18 protein-coding genes are annotated in these 18,002 nt (G+C 67.6%); 11 read left to right on the top strand and 7 right to left on the bottom strand.

Annotated features, from left to right (window positions below):
• Positions 1–56 precede the first annotated feature (56 nt).
• The 3 genes from ACO07Z_RS18485 to ACO07Z_RS18495 are packed head-to-tail and all read left to right on the top strand — an operon-like array spanning position 57 to position 3,981.
• Positions 57–2,825, top strand: coding sequence for a xanthine dehydrogenase family protein molybdopterin-binding subunit (locus ACO07Z_RS18485; RefSeq protein WP_421700044.1), 2,769 nt, complete (start codon positions 57–59; stop codon positions 2,823–2,825).
• Positions 2,822–3,340: a (2Fe-2S)-binding protein gene (locus ACO07Z_RS18490; protein ID WP_421700045.1), complete on the top strand. Its 519-nt coding sequence runs from the start codon at positions 2,822–2,824 to the stop codon at positions 3,338–3,340. Before ACO07Z_RS18485 ends, ACO07Z_RS18490 begins: the two co-directional genes overlap by 4 nt.
• Positions 3,341–3,348: 8 nt before the next feature.
• Positions 3,349–3,981 (top strand): Isoquinoline 1-oxidoreductase subunit, encoded by a 633-nt coding sequence (locus tag ACO07Z_RS18495; RefSeq protein WP_421700046.1) that lies wholly within the window; start codon positions 3,349–3,351, stop codon positions 3,979–3,981.
• 190 nt (positions 3,982–4,171) lie between these two features.
• Here ACO07Z_RS18495 and ACO07Z_RS18500 read toward each other — a convergent pair whose 3' ends face one another.
• The 7 genes from ACO07Z_RS18500 to ACO07Z_RS18530 form a co-directional block, all read right to left on the bottom strand.
• Positions 4,172–4,942: an SDR family NAD(P)-dependent oxidoreductase gene (locus ACO07Z_RS18500; protein WP_421700047.1), complete on the bottom strand. Its 771-nt coding sequence runs from the start codon at positions 4,940–4,942 to the stop codon at positions 4,172–4,174.
• A 12-nt stretch (positions 4,943–4,954) separates the two neighbouring features.
• Positions 4,955–5,635 carry an ABC transporter ATP-binding protein gene (locus ACO07Z_RS18505; protein ID WP_421700048.1) on the bottom strand — a complete coding sequence of 227 codons (681 nt, stop codon included), beginning with the start codon at positions 5,633–5,635 and terminating at the stop codon, positions 4,955–4,957.
• Positions 5,607–6,446, bottom strand: a complete 840-nt coding sequence (locus tag ACO07Z_RS18510) for an ABC transporter ATP-binding protein (protein WP_421700049.1) — start codon at positions 6,444–6,446, stop codon at positions 5,607–5,609. Before ACO07Z_RS18510 ends, ACO07Z_RS18505 begins: the two co-directional genes overlap by 29 nt.
• Complete coding sequence (locus ACO07Z_RS18515; RefSeq protein ID WP_421700050.1) at positions 6,440–7,405, bottom strand: branched-chain amino acid ABC transporter permease; 966 nt, start codon at positions 7,403–7,405, stop codon at positions 6,440–6,442. Before ACO07Z_RS18515 ends, ACO07Z_RS18510 begins: the two co-directional genes overlap by 7 nt.
• 58 nt (positions 7,406–7,463) lie before the next feature.
• Positions 7,464–8,405 carry a branched-chain amino acid ABC transporter permease gene (locus tag ACO07Z_RS18520; protein ID WP_421700051.1) on the bottom strand — a complete coding sequence of 314 codons (942 nt, stop codon included), beginning with the start codon at positions 8,403–8,405 and terminating at the stop codon, positions 7,464–7,466.
• A 141-nt stretch (positions 8,406–8,546) separates the two neighbouring features.
• A complete protein-coding gene (locus tag ACO07Z_RS18525) occupies positions 8,547–9,653 on the bottom strand; it encodes a branched-chain amino acid ABC transporter substrate-binding protein (RefSeq protein WP_421700052.1) in 1,107 nt (368 codons plus the stop codon).
• Between the two features lie 73 nt (positions 9,654–9,726).
• Complete coding sequence (locus tag ACO07Z_RS18530) at positions 9,727–10,401, bottom strand: GntR family transcriptional regulator (RefSeq protein ID WP_421700053.1); 675 nt, start codon at positions 10,399–10,401, stop codon at positions 9,727–9,729.
• 169 nt (positions 10,402–10,570) lie between these two features.
• On the opposite strand from ACO07Z_RS18530, the gene ACO07Z_RS18535 reads away from it, so the two are divergent.
• From ACO07Z_RS18535 to ACO07Z_RS18570, 8 genes are read left to right on the top strand one after another with little or no spacing between them, the layout of a single operon-like run.
• Positions 10,571–11,113 (top strand): cupin domain-containing protein, encoded by a 543-nt coding sequence (locus ACO07Z_RS18535; protein ID WP_421700054.1) that lies wholly within the window; start codon positions 10,571–10,573, stop codon positions 11,111–11,113.
• Between the two features lie 46 nt (positions 11,114–11,159).
• Positions 11,160–11,912 carry an SDR family oxidoreductase gene (locus tag ACO07Z_RS18540; protein WP_421700055.1) on the top strand — a complete coding sequence of 251 codons (753 nt, stop codon included), beginning with the start codon at positions 11,160–11,162 and terminating at the stop codon, positions 11,910–11,912.
• Positions 11,913–11,916: 4 nt separating this feature from the next.
• Complete coding sequence (locus ACO07Z_RS18545; protein WP_421700056.1) at positions 11,917–12,702, top strand: aspartate dehydrogenase; 786 nt, start codon at positions 11,917–11,919, stop codon at positions 12,700–12,702.
• 14 nt (positions 12,703–12,716) lie between these two features.
• On the top strand, positions 12,717–13,943 hold the full coding sequence (locus ACO07Z_RS18550) for an NAD(P)/FAD-dependent oxidoreductase (protein ID WP_421700057.1): 1,227 nt from the start codon (positions 12,717–12,719) through the stop codon (positions 13,941–13,943).
• Between the two features lie 15 nt (positions 13,944–13,958).
• Positions 13,959–14,960 (top strand): 4-hydroxyproline epimerase, encoded by a 1,002-nt coding sequence (locus ACO07Z_RS18555; protein ID WP_421700058.1) that lies wholly within the window; start codon positions 13,959–13,961, stop codon positions 14,958–14,960.
• Between the two features lie 7 nt (positions 14,961–14,967).
• Entirely contained in the window at positions 14,968–15,282 is a 315-nt protein-coding gene (locus tag ACO07Z_RS18560) for an NIPSNAP family protein (RefSeq protein WP_421700059.1), read from the top strand.
• 12 nt (positions 15,283–15,294) lie between these two features.
• Positions 15,295–17,082, top strand: a complete 1,788-nt coding sequence (locus ACO07Z_RS18565; protein WP_421700060.1) for a cobalamin-dependent protein — start codon at positions 15,295–15,297, stop codon at positions 17,080–17,082.
• An 11-nt stretch (positions 17,083–17,093) separates the two neighbouring features.
• On the top strand, positions 17,094–18,002 hold the full coding sequence (locus tag ACO07Z_RS18570; protein ID WP_421700061.1) for a dihydrodipicolinate synthase family protein: 909 nt from the start codon (positions 17,094–17,096) through the stop codon (positions 18,000–18,002).

Genomic DNA, 18,002 nt, shown 5'->3' on the forward strand with positions numbered 1-18,002 from the left:
ACCATTTATGATTTAGTTTTGCATAATTGCGCAGTGCTCACCTGAAAGAACAACTTATGCGACCCTCGCGCCGCGATTTTCTCAAGCTGGCTTCGGTCTGCGGCATTTCGCTTTCCGTCTCTCCGGTCGCGAGCGCTCAGGTGCCGGAGTTCGTGGCGCGCGAGACTCTTCCGGGTCGTGGCGTCTCGCACCCGGCCCTGGGCCGCGTCGACGGCGTCGCCAAAGTCACTGGCGGCAAGCTTTACGCCGCCGATTTCCGGGCCGCCGATCTGCCGGGGTGGCCGGCCACGACCCACCATGCGCTGCTGGTGCGGGCGCCAGACGCCACGCATGTCTATGAAGGCCTCGATCTCACGGCGCTCCCGCCGGAGGCGACGCCAACGCTGGTGGTGACGGCGGAAGACATCAAGCGCATCGGCGCGCGTGTCCCGGAGTTCTATGCCGGCGACCTGTTCTGCCCGGCCGGCACCACGCCGCTCTATCTCGGCCAGCCCGTCGCCTTGCTGCTGTTCGAGACCTTCGATGCCTATGATCTCGCGCGCGTGGCTTTCCGAGACGGCAACCTCCTGAAATTCGGCAAGGAGACCGGGCCGCAGAAGGGGGCGAATTATGGCGCGTTTCGCTTCACCCGTGTCGCCAGTCCTGAACCCGGTGCGCCCGACATCTACTCGCCGCTACAGGAAGGCTGGATCAGCCCCGGCTTCGTCGACGGCGGTTCCGGCCGGCCGATCTGGCGGGTGCTGCCGGATGAGAAGGGGCCCGACTATGTCAAAGGCGCCGCCTATGGCGAGGCGATCCGCGCAGAACTCGACGCCGCCAATCCGGCGGTGCTGACGCTAGAGCGTTCGTTCGAGACGCAATCGGTCGATCCGATGTTTCTTGAACCGGAGACCGGGCTTGCCTGGTACGACCCGGCGACCAAGACGCTCGACATGGTCATTGGCGTGCAGTCGCCCTTCGAGGCGGCGGAGGCGGTGGCCCATCTGCTCGGCGAGGCGCAGGCAGACCACAAGCCCGCCACGATCAACACACGCTTCTGCTATGTCGGGGGTGGTTTCGGCGGGCGGGACCATACGCCCTTTCCGCTCTATGTCGCGCTGGCGGCACTGTTCTTTCCCGGCCGCCCGGTGCGGCTCGCGCATGATCGGTTCCAGCAGTTTCAGGGCGGGGTGAAACGCCACGCGTTCAAGATGCGCTCGCAGATCGGCGTCGACCGGAAGAGCGGCCTGATCACCGCCTTTGCGGCCGATCATGTGCTCGATGGCGGTGGTCTCGCGAACTATTCCGTCAGCGTCGCTGTGGTCGGGGCCACCGGCGCCATCGGCATGTATGCCATCCCCAAGGTCGACGTCACCACCGTTGCCGAGCATACGCGCGGCGTCACCGCCGGCTCGATGCGCGGCTACGGCACGCTGCAGACGATGACGGCGCTGGAAACACTGGTGGATGAAGCCTGCACGGCGCTTCCGCTCGACCCTATCGAGTTCCGCCGGAGGAACGCGCTCAAGGTCGGGGCGCGCACCATGACCGGCAATCCTTATTCCGTCTCGGTCCGCGCGCCCGAAATTCTCGACAAGCTGCAGACGCAGGCGATCTGGAGAGATCGGGCCAGGGAGAAGGCGGCGGCACGCAGCGGGTTCCTCGTCGGCACCGGCGTCGCGTGCGCGGCGAAAGACTACGGCACCGGCGCGGATTGCTCGCTCGGTGCCGTCTCGATCGACCCGCAGGGGCGCGTCTCGATCAATGGTGACGCGGTCGAGATGGGCAACGGTATCGGCACGGCCCTGGCGAACCGGGTCGCAACCCATATCGGCGCGATTGCCGACCAAGTGACCGTCGCGCAGATCGACGTGTTCGACGCACTCGACCTTGTGACCTCGGGCGATCCCTATTCGATCTCGCAGGCCGATCAGGATCAGGCCGCGCGGGACCCGCATTGGGTGCCGGCCATCTCGTCCGCCACCAGCGCCTCCATCGGCGCGCATGTCGGCACGCAGGCGGCGGCGGAGGCCGCCCGTGTGGTGTTCCGCTTTGGCTTGTGGCCGGCGGCGCTGGCGCTGTGGGGTGTCGCGCCCTATGATCCGCGCGCCGAGCGGTGGACCGAGGCCTATTGGCAGGGCGAGACGCTGCTGTTCTCGGGTCTATCGCCGCTGCCGCTGAAAGCTCTTGCGGCGAAAGCCCACGAGCAGGGGGGCGTGACCGGCGCGATGGCGCACGCCTTCTCGCGCTGGGCCTGGGCGGAGGCGACCTTTGCACTCCCCGAGGGCGAGTGGAGCGCCGAGATCGACGCGCTGGCCGTGCGGCGCGGCAGCGGCCGCTATCAGCGTCTGGACCGCAAGGCGGTGGCTTTCCCGCCGGCCGACTACAACCGCATCGGCACCGCCTTCGCCTCGATGTGCGGCACATCGGTGCGGATCGAGATCGAGCGCGCGACCGGCACTCTGCGGATCGTCAAGGCGTATAGCGTGCTTGAGTGCGGCAAGGCGCTGGTTCCGGAGGTCGTGCTCGGCCAGGCGCAGGGTGGCTTCGCCATGGGCGTTGGCTATGCGCTGCTGGAGGATCTGCCGCCCTTCGAGGATGGGCCGGGCAATGGCACGTGGAATCTCGGCCAATATGTCGTCGCGCGGGGCTCCGATCTGCCGCTGCACGATCTCGATATCGAGGTGCTGCCGCCGCTCGCCCCCAATGAGCCGCCCAAGGGAATGGCCGAGGTGGTGATGATCCCTGTCGTGCCGGCGCTGCTCAACGCGATCTTCGATGCGACGGGTCATCGCTTCTATGCGCTGCCGGTGACGCCCGAGATGATCAAGGGAGTTCTCGCGTGACGATGTTGTCGCTGACGATCAACGGTCGCGCGGTCGGCCCGCTGGACGTTCGCCCCGACCTGTCGATGAACGACTTCCTGCGCGAAGTGCTCGGGATGACCGGCACCAAATTCGGCTGCGGGGCAGCACAGTGCCTGAGCTGCGCGGTGATCGTCGATCTCGACGACGGCACCAGCGTGACAAAGCCGACCTGTGTCGCCCCGGCGCTCGCCTTCAACAACCACAAGATCAGGACCGTGGAAGGCCACGCCGTCAACGGCGTGCTGACGCCGCTGCAACAGAGCTTTGTCGAGCATTTCGCCTTCCAGTGTGGTTATTGCACCCCCGGCTTTCTCAATGAGGGGCAGGTGCTGCTGGAGCGGCTGGAAAAGCAGAAGGTGGCGCGCGCGGATCTCGAGCGCACCATCATGGAAGCGCTGGACGGCCATATCTGCCGTTGCTCCGGCTATGTGAAATACCATCAGGCGGTGCGCGATGTGATCCTTGCCGATCCTTCGCGCTTCCTCACGGCGTGACGGTGGCCATGACAATGAACAAGCGCCATCTGATGCTGTTGGGGGTGGTGGTGACCGTCAGCGTGCTGACCGCCGGCATCACCAGCCGGAGCGGGCTGGCGACCCCGACCGACACCCCGGCGAATGCGCTGGCGTCCCCTGAGAGCTTTGCGACGATCGCGGATCCCGCCACGCGCTCGGCGGCCTATTTCACCGAACTCGGCAAGGTCCTGACCAGCCCGCGCTGCACCAACTGCCATCCGGCCACGGATCGTCCCCGGCAGGGCGACACCAAGCGCCCGCATCAGCCGCCGGTCTACCGTGGCGTCGACGGCATGGGGCTGGCCAGCCTGCGCTGTTCCAATTGCCATGGCGGGGCGAATTTCGATCCGGCCGGGATGCCGGGGCATCCCGCCTGGCATCTCGCGCCGGCGGAAATGGCGTGGGAAGGCAGGACCGTCGCGCAGATCTGCCAGCAGATCAAGGATCCCGCCCGCAATGGCGGCAGGTCGCTGCAGGATCTGATCGAGCACATCGGCGATGACACGCTGGTCGGCTGGGCGTGGCATCCCGGTCCCGGACGGACGCCGGCACCTGGCACGCAGGCCGAAGCCAAGGCGCTGGTGACCGCCTGGGTCGAGAGCGGAGCCGCCTGCCCCTGACAGGGGACAGAACATCGAGCGTGTCGGAAGGTCGGGGCGCGGCGTGACTTCAGCGTGTCGTACAGCTGCACCAGGCGCAAAGGTCCTCTGGGAGGCAAGAGGGTAGGGGCGCCGGACTGCCTTCCGCAGGACGCGCCACGGCTTGCCGGTCTATCCACACTTGCCGCCGTCGTCGCGGGAGCAGCCTTCGTCAGTTCATCCACAAGCCGCCGGTGACGTTGATCGCCTGCCCGGTCATGTAAGCGGCTTCGTCCGAGGCGAGGAAGGCGACCACGCGGGCGATGTCGTCGGGCTCGCCGACCCGGCCGAGGGGGATGAGGTGGGCACGCTCCCGGGCGGTGGGCAATCCCTGCTCGCGCGACATCCGGTCGGCGTCCTCGCGCATCCGCGTGCCGACGATCGAGCCGGGGCAAACGGCGTTAACGTTGATGCCGAGCGGCGCGACCTCGGCGGCGAGAGACTGGGTGAAAGCGATGACCGCCGCCTTGGAAGCGGAATAGGCGGCGTAGCTCGGCTTGCCGATCTTGCCGAACCAGGAGGCGATGTTGACGATCTTTCCGCCGCGCCGGGCGATCATGTCCGGCAGCACGGCCTGCGCGACATGGAAGACGCTGTCGGTGTTGATGGCGAACATGCGCCGCCAGGCGGCGGGCTCCAGATCGACCACCCTGCCGACACCGGTAATGGCGGCATTGTTGACGGCGATGTCGACGGGTCCCAGCGTGGCCCGCACCTGCGCCACGCCCGCCGCCACGGCCGCGCCATCGGCGACATCGACGGCGAGTGCCAGGGCCCGTCGGCCGGAGGCCTGAACCATCGCGGCCGTTTCCTGCGCGCCGGCGAAATCGAGGTCGACGATGGCGATATCGCAGCCCTCCTGCGCGAGGCGGGTGGCGATGCCGCGGCCGATGCCGACCGCTCCGCCGGTGACGAGGGCGACGCGCCCGTCGAGATGGTACATGTGCTTCCCGCCTCAGTGCGTGCCGTGGCTGTCGAGGCCCGGCAGATAGATGTCCTTGATACGGGGGTCGGCGGCCATCTTCGCGGCCGGGCCTGAGCATTGCAGCGCGCCGTGCTCAAGCGCGTAGACGAAATCGGCCACCTCGAAGGACAGGTCGATATTCTGCTCGACGAGGATGATCGACACCCCGCTTTCCGCGAGCTTCAGCACGATCTCGAAGATCTGGTGGATGATGATCGGCGCGAGGCCGAGCGAGGGTTCGTCGAGGAGCAGAAGCTCCGGGCTGCCCATCAGCGCGCGGCCGATGGCCACCATCTGCTGCTGGCCGCCCGACAGCCGGCCTGCCGACTGGTGACGCCGCTCGCCGAGGATCGGGAACAGGCCGTATACCTCGTCGCGCAGCTCGGCGAAGCTCTTGCCACGGCCGGGGATGTAGCCGGTGATCAGGTTTTCCTCGACCGAGAGCTGGAACACCCGCCGCCCTTCCGGGCAATGGCCGATGCCACGCCGCACCATCTGGTGCGGCTTCAGTCCGACGACCTCCTCGCCCTTGAAGCGGATGGTGCCGCGCGTGGGGCGGTTCAGCCCGCTGATGGTGCGCAGCAGCGTGGTCTTGCCGGCGCCATTGGGGCCGATGAGGCAGACGATCTCGCCGGGCAGGACCTCAAGGCTGATGCCATGTAAGACCTTCACCCTCCCGTATCCGGACTCGATTGCGTCGACCGCGAGCAGCGGCCTCGATGTCCTTGATGGCTCCTGGCTGGCCAAGATACGCCTCCTGAACTTCAATGTTGGCGCGGATGTCCGCCGCAGTGCCCTGAGCAAGGACACGCCCGCGATTCATCACGACGATGGTGTCGGAGATGGACATGATGAGCTTCATGTCGTGCTCGATGAGCACCATGGCGAGGTCGGGGGCGCGCAGGTCGAGAATGTGTTGCTTGAGCTGCTCGGTCTCGCCATGGTTGAGCCCGGCCGCCGGCTCGTCCAGCAGCAGCACGCGGGGTTCCGCGACCACCGCCCGGGCCAGTTCGACCAGCTTCTGCTGGCCATAGGCGAGGCTTCCCGCCGGCCGCTCGGCGTGAGCGGCAAGGCCCAGGCGCTCAAGCACCGCGTGGCAGCGCGCGCGCCGCTCCTCGGCTGCCGCCCGCGGCGTGAGGCCCAGCGTGTCGGCGACCAGCCGGCCGATGCGTGGCGGGACGAGCGCCACTTCGAGGTTCTTCACCACGCTCATGGCGTCGAACAGGCGGATGTTCTGGTAGGTGCGGGCCAGCCCGGCATGGGCGATGCGGTGCTTGGGCAGCCGCTGCAGCTCGACGCCATCGACCAATATGCGGCCGGAACTGACCGCGTAGGAGCCGGCCGCCATGTTGACGAGGGTGGATTTGCCGGCCCCGTTCGGCCCGATCACCGCGGTGATGATGCCGGGCTTGACCTCGAAGGACACGTCTTCGATCGCCTTCAGTGCGCCGAACTGTTTGGTCACGTGGTCGAAAGTCAGCATTTGCCGCCTCCCAGCCGTCGCATCAGCCAGGTCGGGCCGAACGGGCGGCTGATGATGCCGCGCGGCCGGGCGAGGATGATGATGACCAGCGCCATCCCGTAGAGCAGCAAACGATAGTCGGCGTAGGCGCGCAGCAGCTCGGGAATGAGGATGAGAAGCGTCGCGCCGAGCAGCGCGCCGAACGGGTTGCCGAGGCCGCCGATGACGATCACCAGCACGATGATGAGCGACTCCCAGAAGGTGAAGCTCTCCGGGCTGACGAAGCGCTGCATCGCGGCGAACACCACGCCGCAGCCGCCGCCGATAAAGGCGCTGAGCGCGAAGGCGACCAGCTTCACCCGCGTCGTGTCGATGCCGCAGCCGCGCGCCGCGTCCTGATCTTCCCGCACCGCGGACAGGGCGGTGCCGAGCGCGCTCTCCTGGATGCGCCAGACGAACAGGAAGACGACGACCAGCATCGCCACGAGCAGATAGAGGAAATCGTGGGGCGTGCTCAGCGTCCAGCCGAACAGGTGCGCCTCGTCGATGCGCGCGATTCCCTGCGGGCCGTTGGTCACCCCGTCCAGATTGTTCATCAGCACGCGGATGATCTCGCCGAAGCCGAGCGTGACGATGGCGAGATAGTCGCCGCGCAGCCGCAGCACCGGAATGCCGAGCAATATGCCGGCGAGGCCCGCCAGGCTGGCGCCGATCAGCAGCACGAGCGCAAAGGGCAGGTGGATGTCGAACTGGCCGGAGGCCAGCAGCGCCCAGGAATAGGCGCCGATGGCGTAGAAGGCGACATAGCCGAGATCGAGCAGGCCGGCATAGCCGACGATGATGTTCAGCCCCAGGCCGAGGATGGCGTAGAGCAGGATCATGTCGAGGATGCGCAGCGGATAGGTCGGCAGGAACTGGCCGGCGGCCAGCGCCAGCACCGGCAGCAGCGCCATCGCCAGCGCGCCAGGCCAGATCCGCATGGTTCGGGCAGAGGACGCGCTGCGCGTGCCGGCCGCCGCTCCGCCTGGGTTCGGTGCGTCAGAAGTCACTCTTGTACACCCTGGTTTCTTCGCTGACATGCTCGCCGAGCAGGCCGGCGGGGCGGAACAGCAGGATCAGGACGAGGACGGAAAAGGCGAAGATGTCGCGATATTCGGTGCCGATGACGCCGCCGGTCAGCACCGGCATCCAGGCGGTGCCGAAGGTCTCGATGGCGCCGAGCAGGAAACCGCCGAGCACCGCGCCGGGGATCGAGCCGATGCCGCCGAGAATAGCGGCGGTGAACGCCTTCATGCCGATGACGAAGCCCATGGTGAAGGTCGCGACGCCGTAGAAGGACGAATAGAGGATGCCGGCGACGGCGCCGAGGCCGGGGCCGATGAAGAAGATCAGCGAGATCGCCATGTTCGGGTTGATGCCGACCAGCGACGCGGTTTCGGCGTTCTCGGCCACCGCCCGGATGCGCACGCCGAGATTGGTGCGGTTTACGAACAGTTCGAGACCGACCATCAGCACCACGGCGACGACGAAGATGGTGATCTGCTTGTAGCTGACGATGGCGCCGAAAACGTCGATGACCCCCGTCGGCAGGAAGGAGGGGTAGATCAGCGGCCGGCGGCCGCCGATCAGCATCACCGCGTTCTGGATCACCACCGCCATGCCGAGGGCGGAGAGCATCGGCGCGAGGCGCGAGGTGCCGCGCAGCGGGCGGTAGGCGACGATCTCGACGCTGACGCCGGCAAGGCCGATCAGCACGAAGGTGATGAGGCCGACGAGCAGCCCGCCCGTCGGGTGGCCGGCAACGCCCAGCGCCCCGGCAAGCGCGAGGCCGATAAAGGCGCCGGCGGTGAAGAGTTCGCTATGGGCGAAGTTGATGAGGCGCAGAACGCCGTAGACCATCGTGTAGCCGAGCGCGATGAGCGCGTAGATCGACCCGACGGTGAGGGCATTGATCGCCTGCTGGAGAATGAGCGCGCCCATGTCAGCCTTTCGGTCCGTTGCGTGCGGTGGCGGGCGGGAAAGGGGCCCGGCGCGCGCGGGGGGCGCAGGCGCCGGGCCAGGAGGCTTCACGACCAGAGGGGGTCTGTCGGTGAAGCGAACCCGCGTCGGGAAGGCTGCGCGCTACTGAACGAGCGCGAACTTGCCGTCCTTGACCGCGTAGAGGAACAGGAACGGCTTCTGGAGTTCGCCCGCCGGGGTGAAGGCGACATGACCGACCAGCCCGTCGAAGTCGCTCTTGGCGATTTCGGACGCAATGCCGGCGCGGGTGAGCGGTGTCGGAGCCTTCTTCATCGCCTCGATGATGATGGTGGCTTCGACAAAGCCATAGGCCGAGTACGGGCCGGGATCCTCGCCGAAGGCGGCCTTGTAGTCGGCCGCGAACTTCTGCAGGGCCGGGGATGAATCATAGGGCGGGGCCTGGAAGGACACGACCGCGCCTTCCGACGCCGGGCCGGCGCCGGCGATGAAGTCCGGCGTGAAGGCGCTGTCGGCGGCGAAGAAGGTCGCCTTGATGCCCAGCTCGCGGGCCTGCTTCACAAACAGGCCGACCGCCGGCATGACGCCACCGAAATAGACCACATCGGGGTTTTCGGCGCGGATGGAGGACAGCAGGGCGCTGAAGTCGACATCGGTCTGGGCGATGCCGGAGAAGGAGGTGATGGTGCCGCCGCCCTTGGTGAAGTTCTCGCGGAACACCTCGGCGACGCCCTGGCCGAAGGCCTGCTTGTCATGCACGACGGCGGCCTTCTTGGCGCCGAGCTTGGCGAGCGCGTAATCGGCCGGGGCCGCACCCTGCGAGAGGTCGTTGGCGATAGGGCGGAACAGGTTCTTGTAGCCGGCCTTGGTGACCTTGGGGTTCGAGGCGTTGGTCACCTGCGGCATGCCGCAGCGGTTATAGACATCCGAGGACGGGATGGTGACGCCGCTGTTGAAGTTGGCGACGACGGCGAGCATGCCGGTCTCGTCGCAATGCTTCTGCGCGATCAATGTGCCCTGCTTGGGATCGCCGCCATCGTCGTCGCGCACCAGGACCAGCTTCTGGCCATGAACGCCGCCGGCCGCATTGGCCTGGCGCACGGCGAGTTCCATGCCGTTCTGCCACGTGGTGCCGAAGAGGGCCTCGGCATTGGTCGTCGGCCCCGCCGTGCCGATGAGGATATCGGCGCGCGCCGCTCCCGTCAGCGCGGCCACGGCAACGGCAGCGTAGAGTATGCTCTTGATACGCATGTCAGTTCCCTTCTCTCTGGGGTCCGTTCCGGACCATTGCGCAGGGTGCCAACACGCGCCGGCAGCCTGGTCGTTAAGCGATGTCGCGTGCCTTTCCGAGCCGACCCTCGGCCAGAGACGCGATGAGATTGCGCGAGACGCGCTGGATATGCGCCCGCAGCGTGTCGACGCCCCGGCGGATGTCGCCCAGCCGGGCGAAGGCGATGAGGGCGCGGTGGTCGGAAAGCTCGCGTTCCACGTCCTCCGCCACGGCGATCTGCAGGTTCACGTAGCGGTTGGCGTTGTCGTGCACGGTGCGCAGCAGCTTCAGCGCGATCAGATGGCCGCTGGGGCGATAGAGCGTTTCGTGGAAACGCCAGTTCAGCTCGCCCCAGTTTTCGACGCTGCCTCTCGCCATGGCCTCGTCGGTGACGGCCTCGGCAAGGGCGAAATCCTCTTCCGTCAGGCGCGGGATGGCCACCTCGAACAGCCAGGTTTCCATGCGCGCCCGGATTTCGAACAGTTCCTCGATTTCCTCCAGCGACAGCGAGGACACGACCGTCCCCTTGTGCAGTTCCGATACGACGAGGCCCTCCGCCTCCAGCTGGCGGATCGCCTCGCGCAGCGGCACGCGGGAGACCCCCAGTTCGGTGGCCAGCTTCTCCTGGCGCAGCGGCGCGCCCTCCGGCAGCTGGCCGATAATGATCTGGCGCCGCAACTCGGTGACGATTTGGTCCGTCAATGACTGGCGGCCGACTTTCACAACCATTCGATTGGCTCCATATTGAATACGATATTCAATTGATCGAGATCAACAAGCCTAATTAATAGGCATTATCACGCCATTATTGCCTATTCTTTCATCTTTAATTCTCCATTCGCGGTGTCTAGCCTGAATATTGTATTCAATCCTCTCCCCGGACGAGCGGAGCAGACCCATGTCGGAACAGGCGGGCCACACGGCCCAGACGGACGCGACCTCCCATCTCGGCGATGTGCTGGTGAAGCAGCCGGGCGAGGAGGTCAGCTACTGGCAGCCCGTGCCGGCCAACGGCCATATCGATGTGATCTTCGCCCCGCATCTCGTGCCGATGGAGTTTCCTATCGGCTTCGGGACCCAGACCGTGCCGCCGGGCGGCTATGTGCGCGAGCATGCCCATGACCGGAACGAGGAAGTTATCTTCGTGATCCGTGGCAAGGGCCGTGCCGTGGTCGATGGCGTCAGCCATGAGATGCAGCCGGGCTCCGCCTTCTTCATCGGCCGCAACCGCCGCCACATGTTCATCAACGAGGGCACCGAGGACATCCTCTGGACCTGGCTGATCGTGCCGAACGGGCTGGAAGACTTCTTCCGCCTGATCGGTCGCCCCCGCCAGCCGGGCGAGCCGACGCCGGAGCCGTTCCCGCGGCCCGAGAACGTGCTGCAGATCGAGCGCGACACCGTCTTCGCCGCGCAGCCGATCGACCAGCGCCAGCCCTGAGCTGGTCCAGCCAGCGTTCGTGCCCTTCCCGACGATCGAGGACTCCATGCGTCTCAAAGACAAGGTCGCCATCATCACTGGCTCTGCCGCCGGCATCGGTGAAGCGGCGGCCGAACTGTTCGTGCGGGAAGGTGCCCGCGTCCTGCTGGCGGACCGCAACGGCGAGGGAGCCGCGCAGGTCGCCGAACGACTTGGGCCCCATGCCACCGCCATCGCCGTCGACGTCAGCCGCAGCGACGAGGTGAAGCGCATGGTGGAGTACGCGGTGGAACGCTTCGGCCGGCTCGACATCCTCGCCAACAATGCTGGCTACGGCATCCCCGGTACGGTTGTAAATACCGAGGAGGACGCCTGGGACGCCCTGATGGCGGTCAACCTCAAGGGCGTCTTCCTGTGCTGCAAGCATGCGATCCCGGTCATGGCGGCGCAGGGCGGCGGCACCATCGTCAACACCGCCTCCAATGTCGCAACCGTCGGCATCTTCGACCGCGCGGCCTATGTCGCCTCCAAGGGCGGCGTCGCGGCGCTGACCAAGGCGATGGCGCTGGACCACGCCGAGCAGAACATACGGGTGAATTGCGTGGCGCCGGGCGTCACCTGGTCGAGCTATTTCGACAAGATGGTTGCCGGCCATCCCGACCCCGACAGCTTCAAGGCCAAGCTCAAGGCGCGCTCGCCGATCAACCGCTGGGCGCAGCCGGTGGAAATTGCCAACGCCATCTTGTGGCTCGCCTCGGATGAAGCCTCCTTCGCCACCGGTGCCATGTTCACCGTCGATGGCGGCATGTCGGCCTGGTGAGCCGATGAGCGCCACGCGGGACGTTGCTCTCATCGGCTTCGGCGCCATCGGCCAGGCGCTGGCCGCCGACCTCGGCCGCGATCCCGCCTATCGCCTTGCGGTACTGACGCATGACGTGGCGCAGCTTCCCTCCACCCTCCGCGCGTTGCCCGATGTCGCGGCGCTGATCGCCGCCCGGCCGGCGTTGGTCGTCGAGGCCGCCGGCCAGAGCGCCGTCGCGCAGTACGGCCCGGAGCTGCTCGACGCCGGCATCAGCCTCGTTATCGCCTCCACCGGGGCTCTGGCCGATGATGGGCTGTTGCAACGCCTTGCCGAGTCTGCGCAGGCGAGCGGCGCCCGGCTCATCGTCCCGGCCGGCGCCATTGGCGGGCTCGACTATCTGGCCGCCGTGGCCGGCATGGCGGGCGCCACGGTGCGCTACATCTCCCGCAAGCCGCCGGCGGCGTGGCGCGCCGAACTGGCGGCGCTGGGTCACGCGCCGGAGCGCCTCGGCTCGGCGGTCGTCCTGTTCGAGGGAAGCGCGGCAGAGGCGGCCCGCCGCTACCCGCGCAATCTCAATGCGGGGCTGACGGTGGCGCTGGCGGCGGGTCCTGCCGTTGTGAACGTGCAGGTCGTCGCCGACCCGGCGGTCAGCTGCAACACGCATGAGATCGAGATCGAGAGTCCGGCGGGGAGCGCCAGGCTGCGCTTTGCCAATCAGCCCTCGCCCGACAACCCCAAGACATCGGTCGTCACCGCGCTCAGCCTCGCCCAGGTGGTGCGGCGCCATTTCGCTTCGCTGGTCATTTGAGAGAGCCACCCGACATGTCGCGCATCCTCATTATCGGCGCCGGCATTGTCGGCCTCTCCTGTGCCCGGGCGCTGCGGGCAGACGGCCATGAGGTGACGGTGCTCGACCGCGAGCCGGCCGGGGACAAGTGCTCCTTCGGCAATGCCGCCGGCATCGGCATCACCGAGATCATCCCCGCCTCCGTGCCCGGTCTCGCCTGGAAGGTGCCCGGCTGGCTGGCCGACCCGCTCGGCCCGTTGTCGCTGCGCCTCGGCCATTTCCCCCGTCTGGTGCCCTGGCTGCTGCGCTTTCTGAAAGAGGGGCGCTGGGACCGTGTGGAGGCGATCACGGCCTCGCTCGCCACGCTGTCGGCCCGCACCTATGACGACCTGCTGCCGCTGCTCGCCGAACTCGACCTCATGGGCGACCTGCACCGCGTCGGCGCGCTGTGGGTCTATGAGACGCGCGAAGGTTTCGAGGCCGACCGGCGCTTCCATGACCTGCGCCGCCGCCACGGCCTCATCTGCGAGGAGATGGACGGCGCGGCCGCGCAGGCGCTGGAGCCGGCGCTCGCCAGTACGATCCGCCACGCCATCATGACCCCGCAATGGTCGCATGTGTCCGATCCCAAACGCATCGTCGATCGACTGCGCACCCATCTCGAGGCGCGGGGCGTGGCGATGGTTCGGGGCGAGGTCGCCGGCATCGCTGGCCGCGACGTGCTGACACGGGACGGGCAGCGCATTCCCTTCGAGCGGCTGGTGATCGCCGCCGGCGCCTGGTCCGGCCGGCTCGCCCGGCAGATCGGCGACCGGGCGCTGATCGAGAGCGAGCGCGGCTACAACACCACGCTTCCCACGCCGGGCGTCTCCCTGACCCGCGAGGTGATCTTCGCCGAGCGCGCCTTCGTCGCCACCCCGATCGAGGCCGGGCTGCGGATCGGCGGCGCGGCCGAGTTCGCCGGGCTGGAGGCCGCCCCGAACTTTGCGCGCTCCGACGCGCTCGCCCGGCTTGGCCGCCGCTATCTGCCGGGGCTGAACATCGAGGGCGGCACGCGCTGGATGGGTCATCGGCCGACCACGGCGGATTCGCTTCCCGTCATCGGCCGCTCGCCCCGGCGCGACGACGTGTTCTACGCGTTCGGCCATGGCCACACCGGGCTCACCTTCGGCCCGACCACGGGGCGCCTGATCGCCGAACTGGTCGCCGGCCGTCCGCCCGCTGTCGACGTCGCCCCCTTTGCCATCCAACGCTTCAACTGACACGCGGAGCCCGCGATGAACCCGCATACCTTTCTCTGCGTCGACGCGCACACCTGCGGCAACCCGGTGCGTGTGGTCGCCGGCGGCGCTCCGCTGCTGCCGAACGTGTCCATGGCGGAGAAGCGGCAGATTTTCCTCCGCGACCATGACTGGGTGCGCAAGGCGCTGATGTTCGAGCCGCGCGGCCATGACGTGATGTCCGGCTCGATCCTCTACCCGCCCTCGCGGGAGGATTGCGAGCTGGGCGTGCTGTTCATCGAGGTGTCCGGCTGCCTGCCCATGTGCGGTCACGGCACCATCGGCACCGTCACCGTGGCGCTCGAACAGGGCTTCGTGGTCCCAAAGGTCGAGGGCCGTCTGGCGCTGGAAGTGCCCGCCGGGCGGGTCGACATCGAGTACACGCGCAATGGCCGGTTCGTCGATCAGGTGCGGCTGTTCAACATTGCCAGCTACCTGCATGCCGAGGGCGTGACGGTGGATGTCCCCGGCATCGGCGAACTCGTCGTCGATGTGTCCTATGGCGGCAATTACTACGCCATCGTCGAGCCGCAGAAGAACTGGCCCGGCCTCGACGGCATGAAGGCCGAGGACATCCTCCGCTTGAGCCCGGCGGTGCGCGCGGCGGTGCAAGCGGCGGTGGCTCCGGTGCATCCCGAGGACCCCCGCATCAAGGACGTGAGCCATGTGATGTGGGCGGATGGGCCCAAGCACCCGGAGGCCCATGGCCGTAATGCGGTGTTCTATGGCGACAAGGGCATCGACCGCTCGCCCTGCGGCACCGGCACCTCCTCGCGCATGGCGCAGCGCGTCGCCAAGGGGCTGCTCAAGGTGGGCGACGACTTCGTGCATGAGAGCATCATCGGCACGCTGTTCCACGGCCGGGTCGAGAGTGCCGCCGAGGTCGCGGGACGCCCGGCGATCCGCCCCAGCATCGGGGGGTGGGCGCGCGTCTATGGCCACAACACCATCACCGTCGATGAGCGCGACCCGCTCGCCTTCGGCTTCCAGCTGGCATGAGGCGGTCATGATCCTCGAAGAGCGCGACTACCACATCGTGCCGGGCCGGATGGGCGATTTCCTCAATGCCTATGAGACGCTCGGCCTCGACATCCAGAAGCGCTTTCTCGGCACGTTGATCGGCCATTTCGTGACCGAGATCGGCGAGCTGAACCATGTCGTCGCGCTGTGGCGCTACGACAGCATGGCCGACCGCGAGGCGCGCCGGGCGCAGATGCTCGCCCATGCGCCATGGCAGGATTATCTCGCCGCGATCAAAGGCATGATCCAGAGCCAGCAGACGCGCATACTCGCCCCCACCGCGCTCTCGCCGATGCGCTGACAGAGGTCGCCGATGATCGCGCCGCTTCCCTCCCGCGACCAACTGGTTCCGCCGACGCTCCGGCCGGGCGGGGAACTCGTTGCCGAGGGTCGGGCGCTGGCACGGGATTGGACGGTCGGCCGCAACGCCTTCCTCGACGCGCAGGGCGTGGCCAGCGAGGCCGAATACAAGCGCCGGGAGGCGCTTGCCGGGCGCATCATGCAGCACGCCCATATCGGCTTTCGCAGCGTGGAGCGCACCGTCGCCGCGATCGCCGAAGTGCATGCCGCCTGCGCCCGCCACGGCGCCCGGGTGGACCGCTTCGGCATCACGCTCGACATGTCGATGGGCTACCCGCCGCACCTGCGCAAGGGCAGCCGGCGCGGCACCGGCATCGTGCTGGAAGGGGCGGAGAGCTTCGCCCGCATCACCAATGCGGCGCCCGCCGCCGCGCATTTCGGCGACTTCATGCTGGGCCTGCCGGGAGCGCTGGAGAACACCAAGGGCGCGCTCGCGGCCGGCGCCACGGCCATCGGCAATCTCGGCCAGTACTTCACCTTCCGTCTGCCCGACTGGGACGACGATGTCGCCACCACCCATGCCACCGTGACCGCGCTCGGCCTCATCGCCGCGCAGCCGGTCGAGGTGCTGGTGCATTCCAATCTCGACGACGGATTCGCCGGCCTGTTCGCCGATATGAGTTCGGCGCTCGGCATGGTGCTGGTGGAGAAGCACATCGTCGAGACGCTGATCGGCGCCCGGCTGTCGCACTGCTTCGGCCACCACTTCACCGCACCGCGGGTGCGCCTCGCCTTTCATGCCGCGCTGGCGCAGGTAACCGACACGCCGGGGACCATGATTTTCGGCAACACGGTGAGCTACAAATCCACGCCCGCCGGCAACTATGCCAGCCTCGCCAGCTATCTGCAGGCGGACATCTGGGCATTGGGCCGCCGGCACACCGGCCATGCGGTCAATCCGGTGCCGGTGACCGAGAATGAGCGTATCCCCGACATCGACGAGATCATCGACGCGCAGATGTTCGCCGCTCGGCTCGCCCAGCAGGCGGCCGATACCGGGGGGCTGATCGACTTCACCCCCGTCGACGCGCTGGCCGACCGGCTGGTGGAGGGCGGTCGGCTGTTCGCCGCGCGGGTGCTGGCGGGCCTCGGGCAAGTGGGCGTCGACACGGCCGACCCGGCCCAGGCCATGCTGGCGTTGCGCCGCATCGGGCCCAAGCGGCTGGAGGCCGCCTTCGGCGCCGGTGCGCCGGACGCGAAGGCGTGGAGCGGGCGCCTCCCGGTGGCGCAGGCCGAATGGGTGGACGAACTGGAGCACGCCGCCCGCGACTGGGCGGAACGCGTTCCGGCGGAAGCTGCCGCGCGCCTTGCCGGGGGGAAGCTCATCGCCTGCGTCGCCTCCAGCGACGTGCACGAGCACGGCAAGAACCTGATCGAGCGAACCCTCGGCCATCTCGGCGTCGAAACGGTAGACGGCGGCACCTCAGTCGATGCCGACGACCTCGTCGCCACCGCAGTTGCGGCCGGCGCGGATGTCATCGCCATCAGCACCTATAACGGCATCGCGCTACGCTATGCCCGCGAGGTGAAGCAGGCGCTCGCCCGCGCCGGGGCCGACATTCCGGTGTGCATCGGCGGGCGGCTGAACCAAGTGCCGGACGATTCCAATTCCGGCCTGCCGGTTGATGTCGTCGCCGACATCGCCGCGCTTGGGGTCGTGCCCTGCCTCACCCCCATCGGCCTCATCGATCACCTCACTGCACTCATCGGCCACCCCACAGCTGCCCCTGCTGTCTCCTGAAAGGACACGCGATGACCCGCTGGACCGGAGTCTTTCCCGCCGTCACCACCAAGCTCAAGGAGGACGAAAGCCTCGACCTCGCCGCGACCCAGGCGAGCATCGACCGCCTGATCCAGAATGGCGTGTCGGGCGTTATCGTGTTGCCGATGCTGGGAGAAAACGCCTCGCTGAGCGCCGCCGAGCGCGAGAGCGTCATCCTCGCCGCCAAGGAGGTGGTGGCCGGCAGGGTGCCGCTGCTCTCCGGTCTCGCCCATGTCGGCATGGCCGACGCGCTGGCTTCCGCCCGCCATTACGAAAAGCTCGGCGCCGAGGGGCTGATGGTCTTTCCGTCCATCGCCTATAAGAGCGACCCGCGCGAAACGGCATCTTGGTACCGTACGCTGGGCGCCGGCTGCGGCCTGCCGATCATGATCTACAACAACCCGATCGCCTATGGCGTCGATGTAACGCCCTCTATTCTCAACGAAATCGCAGATGTGCCGACCATCGTCTGCATCAAGGAGGAGACCGGCGACATCCGCCGCGTCACCGACCTCTACAATGAATGCGGCGATCGCTTTTCGGTGTTCTGCGGCGTCGACGATCTGCTGCTGGAAAGCGCCGCGCTCGGCGTCACCGGCTGGGTATCGGGCATGACCAACGCCTGGCCCGCCGAATGTGTCGAGCTTTTTAACCTTTGCATGGCCGGACGTTACAATGAGGCCCGCGCGCTGTACCGCATCCTCACGCCGGCCTTCCACCTCGATACGGACGTTAAGCTGGTGCAATACATCAAGCTGGCGGAGAAGGTGACCTATGGCGCGCCCGAATGGGTGCGCGCGCCGCGCCTGCCGCTCATCGGGACGGAGCGCGAGCGGGTGCTCGGCGTGCTTGAGGCGACGGTCCGCGCGCTTGCCGCCGCCCCGCTTTCGGCAAGCTGA

Origin of the sequence: Ancylobacter sp. (assembly GCF_965229075.1) — a bacterium.
In the GTDB taxonomy this organism is placed as follows: Bacteria; Pseudomonadota; Alphaproteobacteria; order Rhizobiales; family Xanthobacteraceae; genus Ancylobacter.

Bases quoted from the DNA above. Each gene is read 5' to 3' on its own strand.
- ACO07Z_RS18485 (WP_421700044.1), top strand. From the start codon at position 57: ATGCGACCCTCGCGCCGCGATTTTCTCAAGCTGGCTTCGGTCTGCGGC.
- ACO07Z_RS18495 (WP_421700046.1), top strand. From the start codon at position 3,349: ATGACAATGAACAAGCGCCATCTGATGCTGTTGGGGGTGGTGGTGACC.
- ACO07Z_RS18500 (WP_421700047.1), bottom strand. From the start codon at position 4,942: ATGTACCATCTCGACGGGCGCGTCGCCCTCGTCACCGGCGGAGCGGTC.
- ACO07Z_RS18510 (WP_421700049.1), bottom strand. From the start codon at position 6,446: ATGCTGACTTTCGACCACGTGACCAAACAGTTCGGCGCACTGAAGGCG.
- ACO07Z_RS18515 (WP_421700050.1), bottom strand. From the start codon at position 7,405: ATGCGGATCTGGCCTGGCGCGCTGGCGATGGCGCTGCTGCCGGTGCTG.
- ACO07Z_RS18520 (WP_421700051.1), bottom strand. From the start codon at position 8,405: ATGGGCGCGCTCATTCTCCAGCAGGCGATCAATGCCCTCACCGTCGGG.
- ACO07Z_RS18525 (WP_421700052.1), bottom strand. From the start codon at position 9,653: ATGCGTATCAAGAGCATACTCTACGCTGCCGTTGCCGTGGCCGCGCTG.
- ACO07Z_RS18530 (WP_421700053.1), bottom strand. From the start codon at position 10,401: ATGGTTGTGAAAGTCGGCCGCCAGTCATTGACGGACCAAATCGTCACC.
- ACO07Z_RS18535 (WP_421700054.1), top strand. From the start codon at position 10,571: ATGTCGGAACAGGCGGGCCACACGGCCCAGACGGACGCGACCTCCCAT.
- ACO07Z_RS18540 (WP_421700055.1), top strand. From the start codon at position 11,160: ATGCGTCTCAAAGACAAGGTCGCCATCATCACTGGCTCTGCCGCCGGC.
- ACO07Z_RS18545 (WP_421700056.1), top strand. From the start codon at position 11,917: ATGAGCGCCACGCGGGACGTTGCTCTCATCGGCTTCGGCGCCATCGGC.
- ACO07Z_RS18550 (WP_421700057.1), top strand. From the start codon at position 12,717: ATGTCGCGCATCCTCATTATCGGCGCCGGCATTGTCGGCCTCTCCTGT.
- ACO07Z_RS18555 (WP_421700058.1), top strand. From the start codon at position 13,959: ATGAACCCGCATACCTTTCTCTGCGTCGACGCGCACACCTGCGGCAAC.
- ACO07Z_RS18560 (WP_421700059.1), top strand. From the start codon at position 14,968: ATGATCCTCGAAGAGCGCGACTACCACATCGTGCCGGGCCGGATGGGC.
- ACO07Z_RS18565 (WP_421700060.1), top strand. From the start codon at position 15,295: ATGATCGCGCCGCTTCCCTCCCGCGACCAACTGGTTCCGCCGACGCTC.
- ACO07Z_RS18570 (WP_421700061.1), top strand. From the start codon at position 17,094: ATGACCCGCTGGACCGGAGTCTTTCCCGCCGTCACCACCAAGCTCAAG.